We start from the raw sequence: 16,570 nt of genomic DNA, 5'->3' as shown, positions 1-16,570 counted from the left end.
ACGGTTCGTCGGTACGACGTCAAAGCCGAAGGTACCGCGTGAGCGGCGCGAGGACGGCCCGGCAGCAGCAGCGGTGCGCTGGCCCGCACTGCGGCTCGCTCGCCCGGAAAAAAGCTGCCACGTTTGACCGTGACAGCCTTTACGAATCTAATCTTAACTGACCAGCATTACCCTGTTGGGCAGCGGATTTTCTTTGACAGCATAAAAAGCAGGTGCAAACGGTTGCCTGAATCCTTATGCTTAGACCCCGGCCAAAACACGCCTTTTGTTTCCCTTCTGCCGGAGCTTCACTGATGACAGCACAACCTCAGCAACTTACCCTGCGTCGCCCTGACGACTGGCATATTCATCTGCGCGACGATGAGATGCTCAAAACGGTCCTGCCCTATACCAGCGCGGTGAATGGTCGTGCCATTGTGATGCCTAACCTGGTGCCACCGGTGACCAGCGTGGCAGCAGGTGAAGCGTACCGCGATCGCATCCTGGCGGCGCTGCCCGCCGATCACGCCTTTACGCCGCTGATGACCTGCTATCTGACCGACTCGCTTGATCCTGATGAGCTTGAGCGCGGTTTCACCTCCGGTCTGTTTACCGCGGCTAAGCTCTATCCGGCGCACGCTACGACGAACTCCAGCCATGGCGTTACCGATATCGCCTCCATTGCCCGCGTGCTGGAGCGGATGCAGAAGCTCGGTATGCCTCTGCTGATCCACGGCGAAGTCACCGATGCGCATGTCGACATTTTTGACCGCGAAGCCCGATTTATCGAAACGGTTATGGTGCCGCTGCGCAGCCAGTTTCCGGCACTGAAAGTGGTGATGGAGCACATTACCACTCAGGACGCCGCAGAATATGTTGCCGCCGCCGATGAGACGCTGGGCGCGACCATTACCCCGCAGCATTTGATGTTTAACCGCAATCACATGCTGGTGGGCGGTATTCGTCCGCACCTCTATTGCCTGCCGATTCTTAAACGCAACGTGCATCAGGAAGCATTGCGCAAATTAGTGGCGAGTGGTCATCCGCGCGTGTTCCTCGGCACCGACACAGCACCGCATCTGCGTCATCTCAAAGAGGCCAGTTGCGGCTGCGCGGGGGGTATTTAATGCGCCAGTGTCGTTACCCGCTTACGCCACCGTTTTTGAAGAGCTGAACGCGCTGGAACATTTTGAAGCGTTCTGTTCGGAGAATGGCCCGCGTTTTTACGGCCTGCCGCTGAATGAAGGGACGATTACCCTGGTGCGTGAGTCCTGGCAGGTGCCAGAGTCCATCGCGCTCGGCAGCCATTCACTGGTGCCGTTCCTGGCGGGTGAAACACTAAACTGGCGCATCGCATAATTTTACTTGCCTCCGGCCTGTCGATACTGTAAATATATACAGTATCTTAAACGGAGGCTGTTATGCGCGTTGAAATTACCGTATCAAATACCCGACCTCTTCCTGCTGGTGCGATAGAAGCGTTGAGCGATGAATTATCGCGCCGCATTGATGAACAGTTCCCTGACTCGACCAATCACGTCAAGGTACGTTATGCCAGTGCCAATAATCTCAGCGTGCTGGGCGGTGGAAAAAGAGACGCGCGACCAGATCAGCGAGATCCTGCAGCAGACGTGGGAAAGCGCTGACGACTGGTTCAATACTGATTAACCGCCACTGTGCTTTTTTCCGGGTGTCGCCACCCGGTTTTTTTATCTTTTCTCCCCTCTCGCACTTACCCCGTCCTGCATCTAGACTCTTAATGATCAATGCCCTATCCTTGCGCTCGTCACGCATAACAGGAGGTGCGACACCATGACTACTGATAAACCGGAAGAGGCGATGACCTTTGGTGAGTTGTTAGCACTGATTGGTGATCAGAAGCGTCGTTTAACGGTGCTGGAAAATGCCTTTTCCAGTCTGATTTTCTGTCTTGACGATCGTGCCAGTCAGCTACTGGTACACAATCTGTCGCTGGAAGCCCAAAATCAAAACCATGATGAGCAGCTTCAGCAGCACTTTGCCCGTCTGGCAGAAACACTGCAAAAACGCGGCGGCGGCGTAGTGCCAGAAACGCCGGCTCTCTGAGTCCGGTCACGCGGCTAAGCCCGCTTTTTGCCTGTCTTTTGACTGCTGATAAAAATGCCTGCCCGTCAGGCATTTTATTTTTTTACGCCCGCCTTTCAAACGCAAATATTCTGTGAGAAGCTGACTCACGGCATTTTTTAAACAGTGATACCCTCGTTTACTGTTATAATTGTTTCGCTATTGGAATAAAAAAGCCGCATTGAACCTCATCATGCACTTCGTTTAACGAGTAATAAGGAGGTTATAATGGACAGAAGAAAAGATGTTATACAGACTCACCCACTGGTGGGCTGGGATATCAGTACCGTTGACAGCTATGACGCCATGATGATCCGCCTGCACTCGTTGTCGTCGCAGGATCAAAAAGAAGAAGAAGCGGATGTTGGCCCGACATACTGGCTGACAACGGATGTGGCAAGGCAATTTATCTCGATCCTCGAAGCAGGCATCGCCAAGATAGAATCAGCCGAGCAGATAGAACGACTCCTCAAAAAGCATTAATTTCTGCCGCATCAAAGAGGCGCCCTCAGGGGTGCCTTTTTCGTTTCTGTTTCTGGTATGCTTTTGATTATCTGTCTCTTAGAGCGTAGTTACCATGATTTATGATCTTATCGTCGTTGGCAGCGGTTCCGTGGGCGCGGCGGCAGGCTACTATGCCACCCAGGCGGGTTTATCGGTGTTAATGATCGACAGCGCCCATCCTCCCCATAATCAGGGCACACATCATGGCGAGAGCCGGCTGATTCGTCACGCCTATGGTGAAGGTGAACGCTATGTTCCCCTGGTCCTGCGGGCGCAAACGCTGTGGGATGAGCTGGAACAGCGTGCCGGTGAGCGCATCATGCATCGCAGCGGCGTACTTAACCTCGCCCCGAATCAGTCGCCGTTTATTCAGAACGTCATCGACAGCGCGACCCGCTGGCAGCTCAATATTGAGGTGATGCAGCCAGATGACGTGCGCAAGCGCTGGCCACAAATCAATGTGCCTGAGGGCTATCTGGGCGTATTTGAGCCGCAGTCCGGCTATCTGAAATGTGAACAGGCGGTACGCAGCTGGATCCAGCTGGCGGAACAGGCGGGCTGCGCGCAGCTGTTTAACTGCCCGGTTTCAGAGCTGGGTCGCGATGGCGATCTGCAGCAGGTCACTACCCTGGATGGCGTCTATCGGGGCCGCAAAATGTTGATCAGTGCGGGCACATGGGTTGGCAAATTAGTTCCTGACCTGCCGGTCGCGCCCACCCGCAAGGTGTTCGCCTGGTATCAGGCAGATGGCCGCTACAGTGAGAACAACAAGTTTCCCGGTTTTACGGTGGAAATGGGCGATGGCAGCCAGTTTTATGGCTTCCCGGCGGATAACAACGCCCTGAAAGTGGGTCGTCATGATGGCGGTCAGTTGATGCAGCAGCCTGAGGATCGTAAGCCTTTTGGCGCGGTGGCGGCCGATGGCAGTGAAGCTTTTGGATTTCTGCGTCAGTTTTTACCTGGCGTCGGTGTCTGCCTGCATGGCGAAGCCTGCAGCTACGATTTTAGCCCGGATGAAGACTTTATAATTGATACCCTGCCGGGTGAACCAGACCGCTTGTTAATCACCGGGCTCAGTGGACATGGGTTTAAATTCGCCAGCGTATTGGGCGAACTGGCTGCAGAATTTGCCCAGCAAAAACCGTTCTCTTTTGATCTGACACCCTTCCGCCTCTCACGTTTCTGACTCTGATAAAGGGTGGTATCAGCCTGATGCCGCCCGACTGACAGACTTTGACGAAAATTGACTATTATTGACATAAAGTCAGAATATATTTCGCCCTTTGGGTTAATTCCGGCTCTTTTTAGTTGACGACCAGCGCCTCACAAATAACTCATTCAGTAATATTGCGCATTTCACACCTGGTTTATTCAACCTTTTCACAATATAAAATTAAAGTTATAGAAGCGTAAGGATGATTGCTTTTATATTTCATAATGTGGATGCTTATTTCAGATTATTACTTCATGAAAACCTCATTATGTTATTACGTAATTCATCTCATCAGTTTGGCCTGGTTGCTGTGCTGCTGCACTGGTCGATGGCGCTGGCAATTTACGCCATGTTTGCGCTGGGATTATGGATGGTCGGCCTTGGCTATTACGATAGCTGGTATCACGACGCGCCTGAGATCCATAAAAGCATCGGCGTGATCCTGTTGCTGACGCTGATCGTTCGCCTGCTGTGGCGCGTTATTTCACCGCCGCCAAAACCGCTTAGCAGTTATTCCCCGCTGGTACGCATCAGTTCGGTGGTGGCCCACCTGTTACTGTATACCCTGCTGCTGGCGATTCTGATCAGCGGCTATCTGATCTCCACCGCCGATGGCAAACCCATCTCAGTATTCAGCTGGTTCACGCTGCCCGCGCTGTTCAGCGGTGCTGGGGAACAGGCTGATCTTGCGGGCGACATTCATCTCTGGCTGGCCTGGACGGTTGTGGTCCTGTCACTGCTGCATGGTCTGGCTGCGGTAAAACATCACTTTATCGATCGCGATATCACCTTAAAACGGATGTCGGGTTTGCGTTTCACTTCTCCCTCTGAAAAGGATAAATAATATGTTTAAAAAGACCCTGCTGGCGATGACCGGTGCCAGTCTGCTGCTCGGCTCACTCACCGCCTCTGCCGCTGACTACAAAATTGATAAAGAGGGCCAGCACGCCTTTATTCAGTTCCGTATCCAGCATCTGGGTTACAGCTGGCTTTACGGCACCTTTAAGGATTTTGATGGCCGCTTCACCTTTGATGAGAAGAATCCTGCCGCAGATAAAGTCGACGTCACCATTAACACCAGCAGCATCGATACTAACCATGCTGAACGTGACAAGCACCTGCGCAGTGCGGACTTCCTGAACACCAGCAAAAACCCGCAGGCCACGTTCAAATCCACAGCGGTGAAAAAAGAGGGTGATGAGCTGAAGATTACTGGCGATCTTACACTGAATGGCGTGACCAAACCGGTAACTCTAGAGGCGAAAATGCTGGGTGAAGGTAAAGATCCGTGGGGCGGCTACCGCGCTGGCTTTGAGGCTGAAGGGGAAATTGCACTGAAAGATTTCAACATCACCAAAGATCTGGGGCCAGCTTCGCAGAAGGTTCAGCTGATGATCTCGGTTGAGGGTGTACGCCAGTAAAACAGCAAGCCGCCTGAAGCTGACTTCAGGCGGCCACGCTTATTTCTTCAGCGGCGAGGGAATGGTCATGTTTAACAGGCCACGCGACTTGTTAAAGATTTTGTTGCCATTTTCACGTCCTGCCCGACGCGCGCGCTGCTCTTCCGGTGAGAGCTTCGCCTCTTCCTGGCAGATCGGGCTACAGCAGTTCTCAAACTTCTCCGCGCAGCTTTTGCACTGAATAAACAGCAGATGACAACCGTCATTGACGCAATTAACGTGAGTATCACAGGGTTCGCCGCACTGATGACAGTTCGACAACACATCGTCAGAGATCCGCTCACCCATCCGCTCATCAAAAACAAAGTTTTTGCCTTTGAAGCGTACCGGTAATCCCTGCTCACGGGCGCGTCGGGCATACTCGATGATACCGCCCTCAATGTGATAGACATCCTCAAAGCCGTTGTGCCGCATCCAGGCGCTGGCCTTTTCACAGCGGATCCCGCCGGTGCAGTACATCACGATCTTTTTGTCTTTCTGATCCTGCAGCATCTCAACCGCCATCGGCAACTGATCGCGGAAGGTGTCAGCAGGCACTTCCAGCGCATTATCAAAGCGACCCACTTCATATTCGTAGTGGTTACGCATATCCACGAACAGGGCGTCAGGATCGTCCAGCATGGCGTTAACGTCCGCCGCTTTAAGATACTGACCCACATCGCTGGCATCAAAACTGTCGTCTTCAATACCGTCCGCGACAATGCGATCGCGAACTTTCAGACGCAGCACCCAGAACGATTTACCATCATCATCCAGCGCAATGTTCATCCGCAGGTTGTTCAGCGCCGGATCAAAGCCATATAGCCATTCTTTCATCTTTTCATACTGGCTGGCTGGCACGCTGATCTGCGCATTGATGCCTTCGTGAGCCACATAGACGCGACCAAAGACCTTTAGAGCCGTCAGGCCAAGATAGAGCGCGTCACGTAATGCTTTGGGATCGGCAATCTGGAAATATTTATAAAAAAGAGACAGTGGTGCGCGGCTCGGTTTCAGCCAGCATGCGCGCCTTCAGCTCTTTATTGGAAACGAGGTTATGTAACACTGGCATGGTGTTCGTCCTGTTATCAATAGAAGAAATTTAGCGCGCACATGATACCTGATTTCACCGGGATGCAAAGGCCAGTGACCAGATTGATCGCCTGTTGCCGTTTTTTCCAGCAACATTGGTCTATTAACCTTTGTTCATTGATGGCACGTTCCGATAGTGATATTTAAGCGCACGTCAAAAACTGGCACAATAGTGTAAATCAACGAGATATCAGCACCGCATGGTGCGCGACGCAGGAAAATTAACCTTCACATGACTCAGTTGCCTCAGTTTTCACGAGAACTGCTTCACCCGCGCTATTGGTTGACCTGGCTGGGTGTCGCTTCTCTTTATCTTTTGGTGCTACTTCCTTATCCCCTGCTTTATGTTCTCGGCTGTAATATTGGCCGCATTGGGATGCGTTTTATGAAACACCGCGTCAGTATTTCCCGGCGTAATCTGGAATTAAGTTTTCCGGATATGCCGGTCAATGAACGCGAAGCGATGGTTAAACACAATTTCGAATCGGTCGGCATGGGATTAATTGAGACCGGTATGGCCTGGTTCTGGCCTGACTGGCGCATCAATAAATGGCATACGCCTTCAGGGCTGGAGCATATTCAGCAGGCGCGCGATAGCCAGCGCGGCGTGCTGCTTATCGGCATGCACTTTCTGACGCTGGAGATTGGTGCACGCATGTTTGGTATCCATAACCCTGGCATTGGCGTCTATCGCCCGAATGACAACAAACTGATCGACTGGCTTCAGGTCAAAGGTCGGATGCGGTCGAATAAAAGCATGCTCGACCGTAAAGATCTCAAAGGAATGATCCGCGCACTGAAACAGGGTGACATTATCTGGTATGCGCCTGACCACGATTATGGCCCGCGCAGCAGCGTCTTTGTCCCCTTCTTTGGCGTGGAAAAAGCAGCCACAACGGTGGGCACTCATCTGCTGATCCGCACCGGTAAACCGGCTGTCATCCCTTTCGTACCGCGTCGTCTGCCTGGGGGTCGTGGCTATGAACTGATGATACTGCCTGACATCAGCGGCGAATTTACGCTGGAAAGTGATGTCGCAACCGCAACCAGAATGAATCAGGTTGTTGAAGAGGGTGTGCTGCTGGCACCTGAACAGTATATGTGGCTCCACCGCCGCTTTAAAACGCGCCCCGAGGGCGAACCCTCCCGTTATTAATCTGTTCGCGCTAAATGTCTGTCAGGCATTTAGCGCGTTTTACTCCCCTGCTAAATAAATCACTCATGGCTGACTCAGCCTGTAAGCGAAACCGCAGGTCCAGTAGTTAATAAACACCTATATTCATAATATAATTTCTCTCTGTTTAAATTTAAAAAAAGCTAATCAATTAACAGGACGGCAGGCGGCATTCAGCCTGTTTCGCTATTTATTAATTAATATTGCAGCGAGTGCTATTAAATCTGTTATGGCGCTGATTATTCTGCACGCCAGGCCTAATCCTATTTAGCCGGTCTTAACGGTGTCTCACCGCTTATGAATCGATAAAAATTAACTTATTTTACAAGCGATTGCCTTGCTGATTTAGCTTATATTCCATTTTACATTTTTTTAACACCCCGATAGATCATTATGGAATTTGAACTCATTAATGCTTATCGGTAGTTTCTTTTGTAACCGTCAGGCCTTTAACGGCTCTGGCCAGAATTATAAAAAAAGACAACACAGCAAACCTCTAATGGGACAGTTAATATGAACAAAGGTCTCTACTATTACGTTACAATCGGTACCGATCAGGAAAATTATCACTTTCTTCATCGTAAAGGGTGCAAGCGTATGCCTGATAAAGAAGAGGTCATATTTATCGGCACGTTATATAACTTGAGTCAGGCCCTCTCCATCGCCAGAATTAATTTTAAGAAAGTTAAGCCATGCATAAAATGTTGTATCCGCTACTCAGCCCCCGTGATTCATGAGTCCGTTCAACCGGTTTTGCATTTCCCGCAAAAGATGATCTGACCCTGACTGGCGGGAAATGGCTTATTTCCCGCCAGTTGCACCGGCCTGACCTTTCCCTCCTTCAGATTTCGTCTATCCTTCACTGAAATCAAATAAATCCATAGTCAAAGACCCGTGAAGGAGAAGAGCGATGAGCATGTACAGTACCTTAGAGGAAGCCATCGATGCTGCACGTGAAGAGTTCCTCGCTAACCACCCAGAGCTTGAGGAAGGGGATGCATCAATCAGCCAGTTTGGTCTGCAAAAGTATGTAATGCAGGATGGCGATATCATGTGGCAGGCTGAATTCATGGCAGAAGAAGGTGAAGCAGGCGAATGTCTGCCTTACCGTAGCGGTGAAGCGGCACAGGCCATTTTTGATGCAGATTTTGACGAAGTTGAACTACGTCAGGAGTGGTTAGCAGAAAATACCCTGCACGAGTGGGATGACGGCGAGTTCCAGCTGGAGCCGCCGCTGGACACCGAAGAGGGTGAAGCTGCCGCGCAAGAGTGGGAAGATGATAACAGCGATTCCGATCGCAGTTACTCGTAAGGACCGTGGCTGGCATCCACCGGTAACAACAGGGTATCAACCACCAGCGACAGCGGCAGGTCGAGGATCGTCAGGACCCGCCATCCGCTGTCGCGAACATCCCACTGTACGCCGGGATAGTACTGATTACCGTGCCCCTGCCCGGGAATGGTACGGCTGATAATACTGCCGCATCCGCTTAAGCAGAGTACAGCCACGACGATAACACCCGCCTTTAAGCACCCTTTCACCACTCATATCCGCCATGAAGAAACAGCCATTGAGATCGTCACGCGCTGCTCGCGGCGACTGCCAGCAATAAATTTATCAGCGAATCGCTGTTTTAATCCGATAAAAAAAGCGGCATCGCTGCCGCTTTTTCAGATTACGCGTTGTTTGCCAGCGCGTTGGGGTTGAGCGTGAGTTTTTGATAACTCTCAACCCACTGATGATACTTGTCCGCATCTTCCCACAGTCGGGTATGAACACGGGCCAGCACCACCGGATCGCTGATCAACTGCAGACGCTGTTCGCGGCCCAGTTTATCCGGCGCATCGCTCAGCGCCTGATCAACCCGACGGTCACGCGCATAGTCCAGTAACTGACTCTGCTTGTGGCGCGATGTGGCCAGTGCCGTTGCCAGCGCGTTGAAGGCAGGATGGAATAAGGCATGCATAAAGCCATTTTCCAGCGCGCGCTCACGGTTCAGTACCACATAGCGATCGGTATCCACCAGCTCCTGCGGCGGCGAGTACTCTTCCGGGATCAGGAACAGCTTCGCTTTCTTGCTCTTAATGCCCAGCGTTGCGCGGCTCGACATGACCGAGACAAACGGCGACAGAATCAGTGAGAAGACGATCGGTGCCAGCCACCACAGGAAGTTAAGATCCAGCAGTCCCATACCAATCGCCCACACCAGACCCAATGCCATCTGCGAACCGTGACGTTTAAACGCCTCGCTCCATGGTGTTGCATCGTCATCACGCTGCGGTGAGTTCCACACCACTTCCCAGCCGAGGAAGGCGCTGACCACAAACACCGTATGGAACAGCATACGCACTGGTGCCAGCAGCACCGAGAACAGCGTTTCCAGCACCAGTGAAGCCAGCAGCCGCAGAGGTCCGCCGTAGGCCTTCGATCCTTTAAACCAGATCAACACGACACTCAGCATTTTCGGCAGGAACAGCAGCACCATGGTGGTCGAGAACAGCGCTATCGCCAGCTCCGGACGCCACTGCGGCCAGACCGGGAAGAGCTGCCGCGGTTGCAGGAAGTAAGTCGGTTCCATCAGCGTATGCACTACCTGCAGGGCAGTGGAGAGCGCCAGGAACATAAACCATAGCGGAGCCGAGAGGTAGGACATCACACCCGTCAGGAACACCGCACGGTGAACCGGGTGCATCCCTTTCACCAGGAACAGGCGGAAGTTCATCAGGTTGCCGTGACACCAGCGGCGGTCACGTTTCAGCTCATCCAGCAGGTTCGGTGGCAGTTCTTCATAGGATCCCGGCAGGTCATAGGCAATCCAGACGCCCCAACCGGCACGACGCATCAGCGCAGCTTCTACGAAGTCATGCGACATGATTGAACCCGCAAAGGAGCCTTCTCCCGGTAACGGTGCCAGGGCACAGTGCTCAATAAAGGGTTTCACGCGGATAATGGCGTTGTGACCCCAGTAGTGAGACTCACCCAGCTGCCAGAAGTGCAGACCGGCGGTAAATAACGGACCGTAAACGCGGGTCGCAAACTGCTGACAGCGCGCATAAAGCGTATCCATACCCGATGCTTTCGGCGACGACTGGATGATCCCGGCATTCGGGTTGGCATCCATCATGCGTACCAGACCGGTAAGACACTCTCCGCTCATGACGCTATCGGCATCCAGCACCACCATGTAGCTGTAGTTGCTGCCCCAGCGACGGCAGAAGTCATCGATGTTTCCGCTTTTACGCTTCACGCGACGACGACGACGGCGATAGAAAATCTTGCCTGCCCCGCCAACATCCCGCACCAGTTCCATCCAGGCTTTCTGTTCGGCAATCGCGATATCCGCATCGTAACTGTCGCTGAGGATATAGACGTCGAAGTGTTCAGCGTTACCGGTACGAACCACCGACTCCCAGGTCGCACGCAGACCGGCGTAAACACGCTCAACGTCTTCATTACAGATCGGCATAATCAGCGCGGTACGATGTTCCGGGTTAAGCGGTTCATCTCCGACCGTTGAGTAAGAGATACTGTATTTATCACGTCCAATCAGCAGCTGCAGGAAGCCCATCAGGGCCGTCCAGAAACCGGCTGAGACCCAGCAGAAGAGTATGGCGAACAGGAACAGGATGCCGGTCTGCAACAAATAAGGCAGGATCTGCATCACTGACTGCTGCCAGTTCTGATTGATCATCTCCATCGGATCCAGAAGCGTCCAGCCCTGATACGGCAGAATACTCTTCATGTACCAGGTGGCGACCACGGTCTGGAAAATGGTCAGGATCAGCAGAATGTAGCGTCGAATTGAACCAACATGACGCCACTTCTCCTCGGCACGCCGCTCTTCCGCATTGGCATAACGCGGCACCGATTTGTGTCCACGCAGTGAGTCCCAGGCACGGGCGACCGGGTTGGTACGCCAGGCTTCCGGGAACATCAGTGAGCGTTTGACCTTCGGCATCGCCTTCAGCGTGGTGCGGTCGAGGTAATCTTTACCCAACTGCTGACCTTCGGCCAGCGAATCGGGCCAGGCCATTTCAACCCGCGATGAGACCGATTTTAACGGCGCATCGTCGGGACGGTCACTGGCTGCGACATCCCTGCCCAGCACATCATGGATGAAGTGGAACTCGCTGGCATTCTGCAATGAGACGCTCAGGCGTGCCTTCCCTGCCGCATCCAGCGGCAGAGATTCCACATAACGTTGAGGTGTAAAAGTCGATTTATTCATTGGCAGGTAACTGATAGCTCAAGGTTTCCGTCAATGTCTTGTCGCCGCTAACCAAGGCCGCACGCATTTCGGTGGACTGTTTGGCATCTTTCACACGCAGACGCAACACCAGACGCCAGCCTTTGGTGACCGGGTTATAACGTACGCTCTGCTCAACCACATCAGCATTTTTACCCACGCTGACCTGCGGTGCCACCTGACTGTTTTCCGCCATCTTGCTCATGTCTTTACCCACGAAGTCGATGGTGAAAGCCACGGTGCCATCCGGCTGACGCACCAGATTAGACTGCTTCACGTCACCCGCTGAACGCAGGGTATTTTTGACCCAGGCGGTATCATCGGAGTGCAGCTGGTTTTCGTCGCGCGAGAAGTGCAGACGATATTTGAAGTTCATCTCTTTGCCAGGCTCTGGCAGCGTCTCCGGCGTCCAGAACGCAACGATGTTGTCGTTGGTTTCATCTGCCGTCGGGATTTCAACCAGTTCAACCCGGCCTTTACCCCAGTCGCCTATTGGCTCAACCCAGCCGCTTGGACGAAGATCATAGCGGTCATCAAGATCCTGATAGTTGTTAAAGTCACGCCCACGCTGCAGCAGACCAAACCCTTTCGGATTCTCGATGGTGAAGGTGCTCACTGCCAGATGACGCGGGTTGTTCAGCGGACGCCAAATCCACTCCCCGTTGCCATTGTGGATAGAGAGACCGTCAGAGTCGTGCAGTGCCGGACGGAAGTTGTTCACCGTCGATGGCTGGTTCTGACCAAACAGGAACATACTGGTCAGCGGTGCAACACCCAGTTTGCCGACGTTATCACGCAGGTAAACTTTTGACTGCACATCAACCGTTGAAGCGTCACCCGGATGCAGCACAAAGCGATACGCACCCGCCGCACGCGGCGAATCGAGCAGTGCGTAGATCACCAGCTGTTTGTCCTGTGGTTTAGGACGCTGAATCCAGAACTCTTTAAAGCGCGGGAACTCTTCACCGGACGGCAGCGCCGTATCGATGGCAAGTCCACGCGCCGACAGGCCATAAACCTGACCGGCACCGATGACACGGAAATAGCTCGCGCCCAGGAAGCTGGCGATCTCATCGTTTTTACCCTTGTTGTTGAGTGGGTAAAGTACTTTGAAACCGGCAAAACCGAGGTTTTTTTACCGCATCTGCGTCATGTTTTACATTACCGAAATTAAAATAATCGGGGTTGTATTTAATCTCGCGCACCGCGCTGGCGGTCACTTCGTTGATCTGCACCGGGGTATCGAAATACATTCCCTGATGATAAAACTCCAGCTTGAACGGCGTGCGCAGTTTGCCCCAATACGCTTTATCGTGGTTAAACTGGATCTGCTGATAATCAGCAAATTTCATTTCACGAAATTGAGAGGGTAAATTGCTTTTAGGCGCTTCGAAGCTTTTCCCTGCCAACGCTTTGGCTTGTTTGGCAACATCGTCGATGTTAAACGCCCAACTGTTATTGGCGTACAACGCCAGCAGAACTGCAGTACCAATCCAGCGTACCTTCATCAGTCCGGCTTTATTTTTTTCTTTAGTCAGCACATCCCCCCCTTTCGTGTGCTTAAATCAAACCCGTTTATCTTAAAGGATTATTCGGTTTTCCGACAGCTTATGCGCAACATTGTTCCCGCATTTCGTCAGGCTTAACCCTGCTTTTAGGACAATTAGACACTACGGATTCCACTGATAGTATACCTGGTTTATCCCAGGTAGAATTTTCACAGAGCATAATCCGGTTTCAGGGTGAAACCGGTTAAACGTACTAACGAACTGGAACTTTATGAGTACTGTAAAACCTGAACGTGAATACTTCCTCGACTCCATCCGCGCCTATCTGATGTTACTGGGGGTGCCGTTTCACGTTTCCCTCATCTACTCCGCGCAGAAATGGGCAGTAAACAGTCATGAAGCGTCGTTATGGCTGACGCTGCTGAATGATTTTATTCATGCGTTTCGTATGCAGGTGTTTTTCGTCATTTCGGGCTATTTCTCCTACATGCTTTATCTGCGCTATCAGCCACGTCGCTTCCTGAAGGTGCGTCTGGAACGGGTAGGTATCCCAATGCTGACCGCCATTCCGCTGCTGACGCTGCCGCAATTTTTTATGCTGAAAGAGTGGACGGATAAGCTGGCTGACTGGCCCCGTTTCACCCCCTATCAGAAATTTAATAACCTGATGTGGGAGCTGATTTCACACCTGTGGTTCCTGGTGGTGCTGGTGATGCTGACCACGCTGGGGATGGTGACCTTCCGCTGGCTGCGCGATCAGCATCGCACCATTGATTATTCGCGGGTTGGCTGGGGATCGCTGACGGCGGGCGTACTGGCGTGGGCGCTGCTCTGGTGCGTGTTCCGGCGTCTGGTGTTTATTTTCCAGCCTGCGTGGCTGATGGATGGTTTGTTTAGCATCATTGTGATGCAGACGCTCTTCTATCTGCCGTTCTTTATGCTGGGAGCGCTGGCGTGGAAACATCCCCCCGCTGAAGCAGCTGTTTGTCCGCTTCAATCTGGTGATGTGGGTCGGTGCGCTGCTGATGTTTGCGGCCTATTGCGCCAACCAGCGACTGAGCAGCGGTGAGGGCTGGTTGTATGAGCTGGATGCGATTATCTCGACGCTGATGGGCATTTGCATGCTGAATGTCTGCTTCTGCTTTGGTCATAAGCTGCTGAATTCACATTCGCCGCGCATTATGTATCTGGTCAATGCGTCACTGTTTATCTATCTGGTGCACCATCCGCTGACGCTGCTGTATGGCATTTACGTGACGCCGCGGATTGAAAACAACACCCTGGGCTTCTTCGTTGGCCTGCTGATGGTGTTTGGCATCGCGTTTCTGCTGTATGAGATTCACCTGCGCATCCCGCTGCTGCGGTTCCTTTTCTCGGGGAAATTTGAGCGTAAACAAGCACAATGACAGGCGATCAGTGACCTCGGGCCATAAGTGAGGTCAGGCTATAAATGATGTGTCTCACAGACAGCTTAAGAGTTTAAAGCGATGGGAGCATACGCCAGTAGCAAAGCATAGCGGGCCAGGGACAAAAACGCCGGGAGCGTTTTTGAACAAAGCAACGCGTTGGCCCGGCAACGGGCGCACCTCAGGGATGAGGTGCGTAATCGCCCGCGCTGAGCCCGCCAGGGATGGCGGGTTTTGCGTCTTTGCGGAGGGCGTATGCTTCCTGAGCCAGCGCCTGTACCCAGGCAAGGTCCAGCTTAAAGCAGCCACTCAATCGGCAACCGCCACACTAACCGCACCTGCAGCCGTTGCCACCAGGAGCAGCCCGGCTCGTGTTTATGCACAATCTGCTGCGGCTCACCCGGATACTCCAGCCAGTTTACCCTGCCCCACTTATCCAGCCGCAGCGTCCATGCCCGATCGCGCATTGACTGGCTGAAACGCTGATGCGTCTCTCCGGCGAGCGCCGCACTCTCAATCACCAGTCCCATTTCCGTATTGAGCACCGCTGAACGGGGATCGAAGTTAAACGAGCCGATAAACAGCGTCTGTTGATCCACTGAGAAGGTTTTGGCATGCAGGCTGGAGCCGGAGTTACCGGTTAATCCCCGGTCGTGCGGGGCATCAGGCACGCCCGCCTGCGGTTTCAGCTCATAGAGCGCAATACCATGACGCAGCAGTTTTTTGCGCCACTTAGCGTAGCCGGCATGGACAATCGACACATCGTTAGCCGCCAGCGAATTGGTCAGAATGGCAATTTTTACCCCTTTGCGCTTCAGCGACAGCAGCTGAGCGACCCCTGCGCGGGTCGGCACGAAATAGGCCGAGATGATGTCGAACTGCTTTTGCGGCGTGCCTATCACCTCCAGCATTCGCTGCGGCAGCAGGCTTCTGGCACGCGCTTTGCCCAGCCCTTTACGCGGATCATCGCTCAGCAGTCGCGCTTTTGCCCAGGTCAGAGCCAGCGTGCCCTCTTCCAGCTCCTGCAGCAGCGAAGAATTTTCCAGCCGCTGAAGATAGCGCTGCACCGGTTCACTGTGACGCCACTCTGCTGGCAGACTCACACTGTCCTCTTCCGGCTCCTCTTCATCCAGCACCTGCTGCAGCGGCGAGACCGGCTTACTGCGCCAGTAGCGCTCAAAATCCTCTGCGACTTCTTTAACCACCGGGCCTATTGCCATGACGTCGAGATCGGCAAACAGCGGTTCATTGCCGGTGCCGAAATATTCGTCGCCGATATTGCGCCCACCGACCACGGTCGTGACGCCATCCACCGTAAAGCTTTTGTTGTGCATGCGGCGGTTCAGACGGGCAAAGTCGGTGAGATAACCCAGCGCGCGCAGGGTGCGAAACGAGAACGGATTAAACAGCCGCACCTCAATGTTGGGATGGCGGTTGAGCTGGGCCAGCGTGTCGTCCAGGCCCGGCGTATTGTTGTCATCCAGCAGCAGCCGCACTTTCACGCCGCGTCGGGCAGCTTCCAGCACGGCGCTGAACAGCAACCGGCCAGAGAGATCGTTTTGCCAGATGTAATACTGGATATCGAGTGAACGCTCCGCTTTTTGCATCAGCAGATAGCGGGCAGCAAAGGCATCCAGCCCGTCGCTCAGCTGATGGACGCCGCTCAGCCCCGGATGGCGCAGACACTCTGGCTCCAGCTGTGTTTCCAGCCAGCTGGACCGTTCCAATGGCTGGGAGAGCTCAAACGCTTCGGTCATGACATTTCCCTGTAAAATGCAGTTATTTTTATTATTCCCCGGTCCGACCTCTGATGCTATTCCTCTGTTCTGAGTTAGTGAGGGGTCACGGGCGTTTTTAGTCTAGACTTAACCGGACGATCTGTGACCGGCATTATCCCGGCAGGAG

At 53.1% G+C, this 16,570-nt stretch carries 12 protein-coding genes and 4 pseudogenes; 11 read left to right on the top strand and 5 right to left on the bottom strand.

Annotated elements, in window-relative coordinates:
* Positions 1-293: 293 nt before the first annotated feature.
* The 7 genes and pseudogenes from pyrC (at position 294) to JNO11_RS06805 (ending at position 5,220) form a co-directional block, all read left to right on the top strand.
* Positions 294-1,338: pseudogene (pyrC, locus tag JNO11_RS06835) on the top strand (dihydroorotase).
* Between the two features lie 62 nt (positions 1,339-1,400).
* Positions 1,401-1,625, top strand: a complete 225-nt coding sequence (locus JNO11_RS06830) for a DinI-like family protein (RefSeq protein ID WP_325177097.1) — start codon at positions 1,401-1,403, stop codon at positions 1,623-1,625.
* Positions 1,626-1,791: 166 nt separating this feature from the next.
* Positions 1,792-2,064, top strand: a complete 273-nt coding sequence (locus tag JNO11_RS06825; RefSeq protein WP_010246397.1) for a hypothetical protein — start codon at positions 1,792-1,794, stop codon at positions 2,062-2,064.
* Positions 2,065-2,310: 246 nt separating this feature from the next.
* On the top strand, positions 2,311-2,565 hold the full coding sequence (gene bssS / locus JNO11_RS06820; protein WP_010246399.1) for a biofilm formation regulator BssS: 255 nt from the start codon (positions 2,311-2,313) through the stop codon (positions 2,563-2,565).
* Between the two features lie 94 nt (positions 2,566-2,659).
* The gene (gene solA, locus JNO11_RS06815; RefSeq protein WP_022625882.1) at positions 2,660-3,772 is read left to right on the top strand and encodes an N-methyl-L-tryptophan oxidase; all 1,113 of its coding nucleotides are present in this window, start codon (positions 2,660-2,662) and stop codon (positions 3,770-3,772) included.
* Between the two features lie 295 nt (positions 3,773-4,067).
* Positions 4,068-4,643 (top strand): cytochrome b, encoded by a 576-nt coding sequence (locus tag JNO11_RS06810; RefSeq protein ID WP_029519566.1) that lies wholly within the window; start codon positions 4,068-4,070, stop codon positions 4,641-4,643.
* A gap of 1 nt (position 4,644) precedes the next feature.
* A complete protein-coding gene (locus JNO11_RS06805) occupies positions 4,645-5,220 on the top strand; it encodes a YceI family protein (RefSeq protein ID WP_010669831.1) in 576 nt (191 codons plus the stop codon).
* 39 nt (positions 5,221-5,259) lie between these two features.
* Here JNO11_RS06805 and JNO11_RS06800 read toward each other — a convergent pair.
* Positions 5,260-6,310 (bottom strand): annotated as a pseudogene (locus JNO11_RS06800) (rhodanese-related sulfurtransferase).
* 252 nt (positions 6,311-6,562) lie between these two features.
* Between JNO11_RS06800 and JNO11_RS06795 the strand changes: the two are divergent.
* The 3 genes from JNO11_RS06795 (at position 6,563) to JNO11_RS06785 (ending at position 8,816) form a co-directional block, all read left to right on the top strand.
* Positions 6,563-7,486, top strand: a complete 924-nt coding sequence (locus JNO11_RS06795; protein ID WP_010246409.1) for a Kdo(2)-lipid IV(A) acyltransferase — start codon at positions 6,563-6,565, stop codon at positions 7,484-7,486.
* Positions 7,487-8,017: 531 nt separating this feature from the next.
* Positions 8,018-8,284 (top strand): hypothetical protein, encoded by a 267-nt coding sequence (locus JNO11_RS06790; RefSeq protein ID WP_010669830.1) that lies wholly within the window; start codon positions 8,018-8,020, stop codon positions 8,282-8,284.
* Positions 8,285-8,414: 130 nt separating this feature from the next.
* Complete coding sequence (locus JNO11_RS06785; protein WP_010246413.1) at positions 8,415-8,816, top strand: MysB family protein; 402 nt, start codon at positions 8,415-8,417, stop codon at positions 8,814-8,816.
* Here JNO11_RS06785 and JNO11_RS06780 read toward each other — a convergent pair.
* From JNO11_RS06780 to JNO11_RS06770, 3 genes and pseudogenes are all read right to left on the bottom strand, one after another.
* The gene (locus tag JNO11_RS06780; RefSeq protein ID WP_033779799.1) at positions 8,807-9,046 is read right to left on the bottom strand and encodes a YceK/YidQ family lipoprotein; all 240 of its coding nucleotides are present in this window, start codon (positions 9,044-9,046) and stop codon (positions 8,807-8,809) included. The two genes, JNO11_RS06785 and JNO11_RS06780, sit on opposite strands and share 10 nt — an antisense overlap.
* A gap of 134 nt (positions 9,047-9,180) precedes the next feature.
* A complete protein-coding gene (gene mdoH, locus JNO11_RS06775; RefSeq protein ID WP_033766916.1) occupies positions 9,181-11,733 on the bottom strand; it encodes a glucans biosynthesis glucosyltransferase MdoH in 2,553 nt (850 codons plus the stop codon).
* Positions 11,726-13,262, bottom strand: a pseudogene (locus tag JNO11_RS06770) (glucan biosynthesis protein G). Before JNO11_RS06770 ends, mdoH begins: the two are co-directional and overlap by 8 nt.
* Before the next feature lie 268 nt (positions 13,263-13,530).
* On the opposite strand from JNO11_RS06770, the pseudogene mdoC reads away from it, so the two are divergent.
* Positions 13,531-14,665: pseudogene (gene mdoC, locus JNO11_RS06765) on the top strand (glucans biosynthesis protein MdoC).
* A 296-nt stretch (positions 14,666-14,961) separates the two neighbouring features.
* Here mdoC and JNO11_RS06760 read toward each other — a convergent pair.
* Positions 14,962-16,422, bottom strand: a complete 1,461-nt coding sequence (locus tag JNO11_RS06760; RefSeq protein WP_010669827.1) for a phospholipase D family protein — start codon at positions 16,420-16,422, stop codon at positions 14,962-14,964.
* Positions 16,423-16,570 lie beyond the last annotated feature (148 nt).

Source organism: Pantoea sp. 1B4, assembly GCF_016925765.1.
GTDB lineage: Bacteria > Pseudomonadota > Gammaproteobacteria > Enterobacterales > Enterobacteriaceae > Pantoea > Pantoea agglomerans.
Note: the sequence above shows the minus strand (reverse complement) of the source record. Positions and strands in the feature narration are given on the sequence as shown.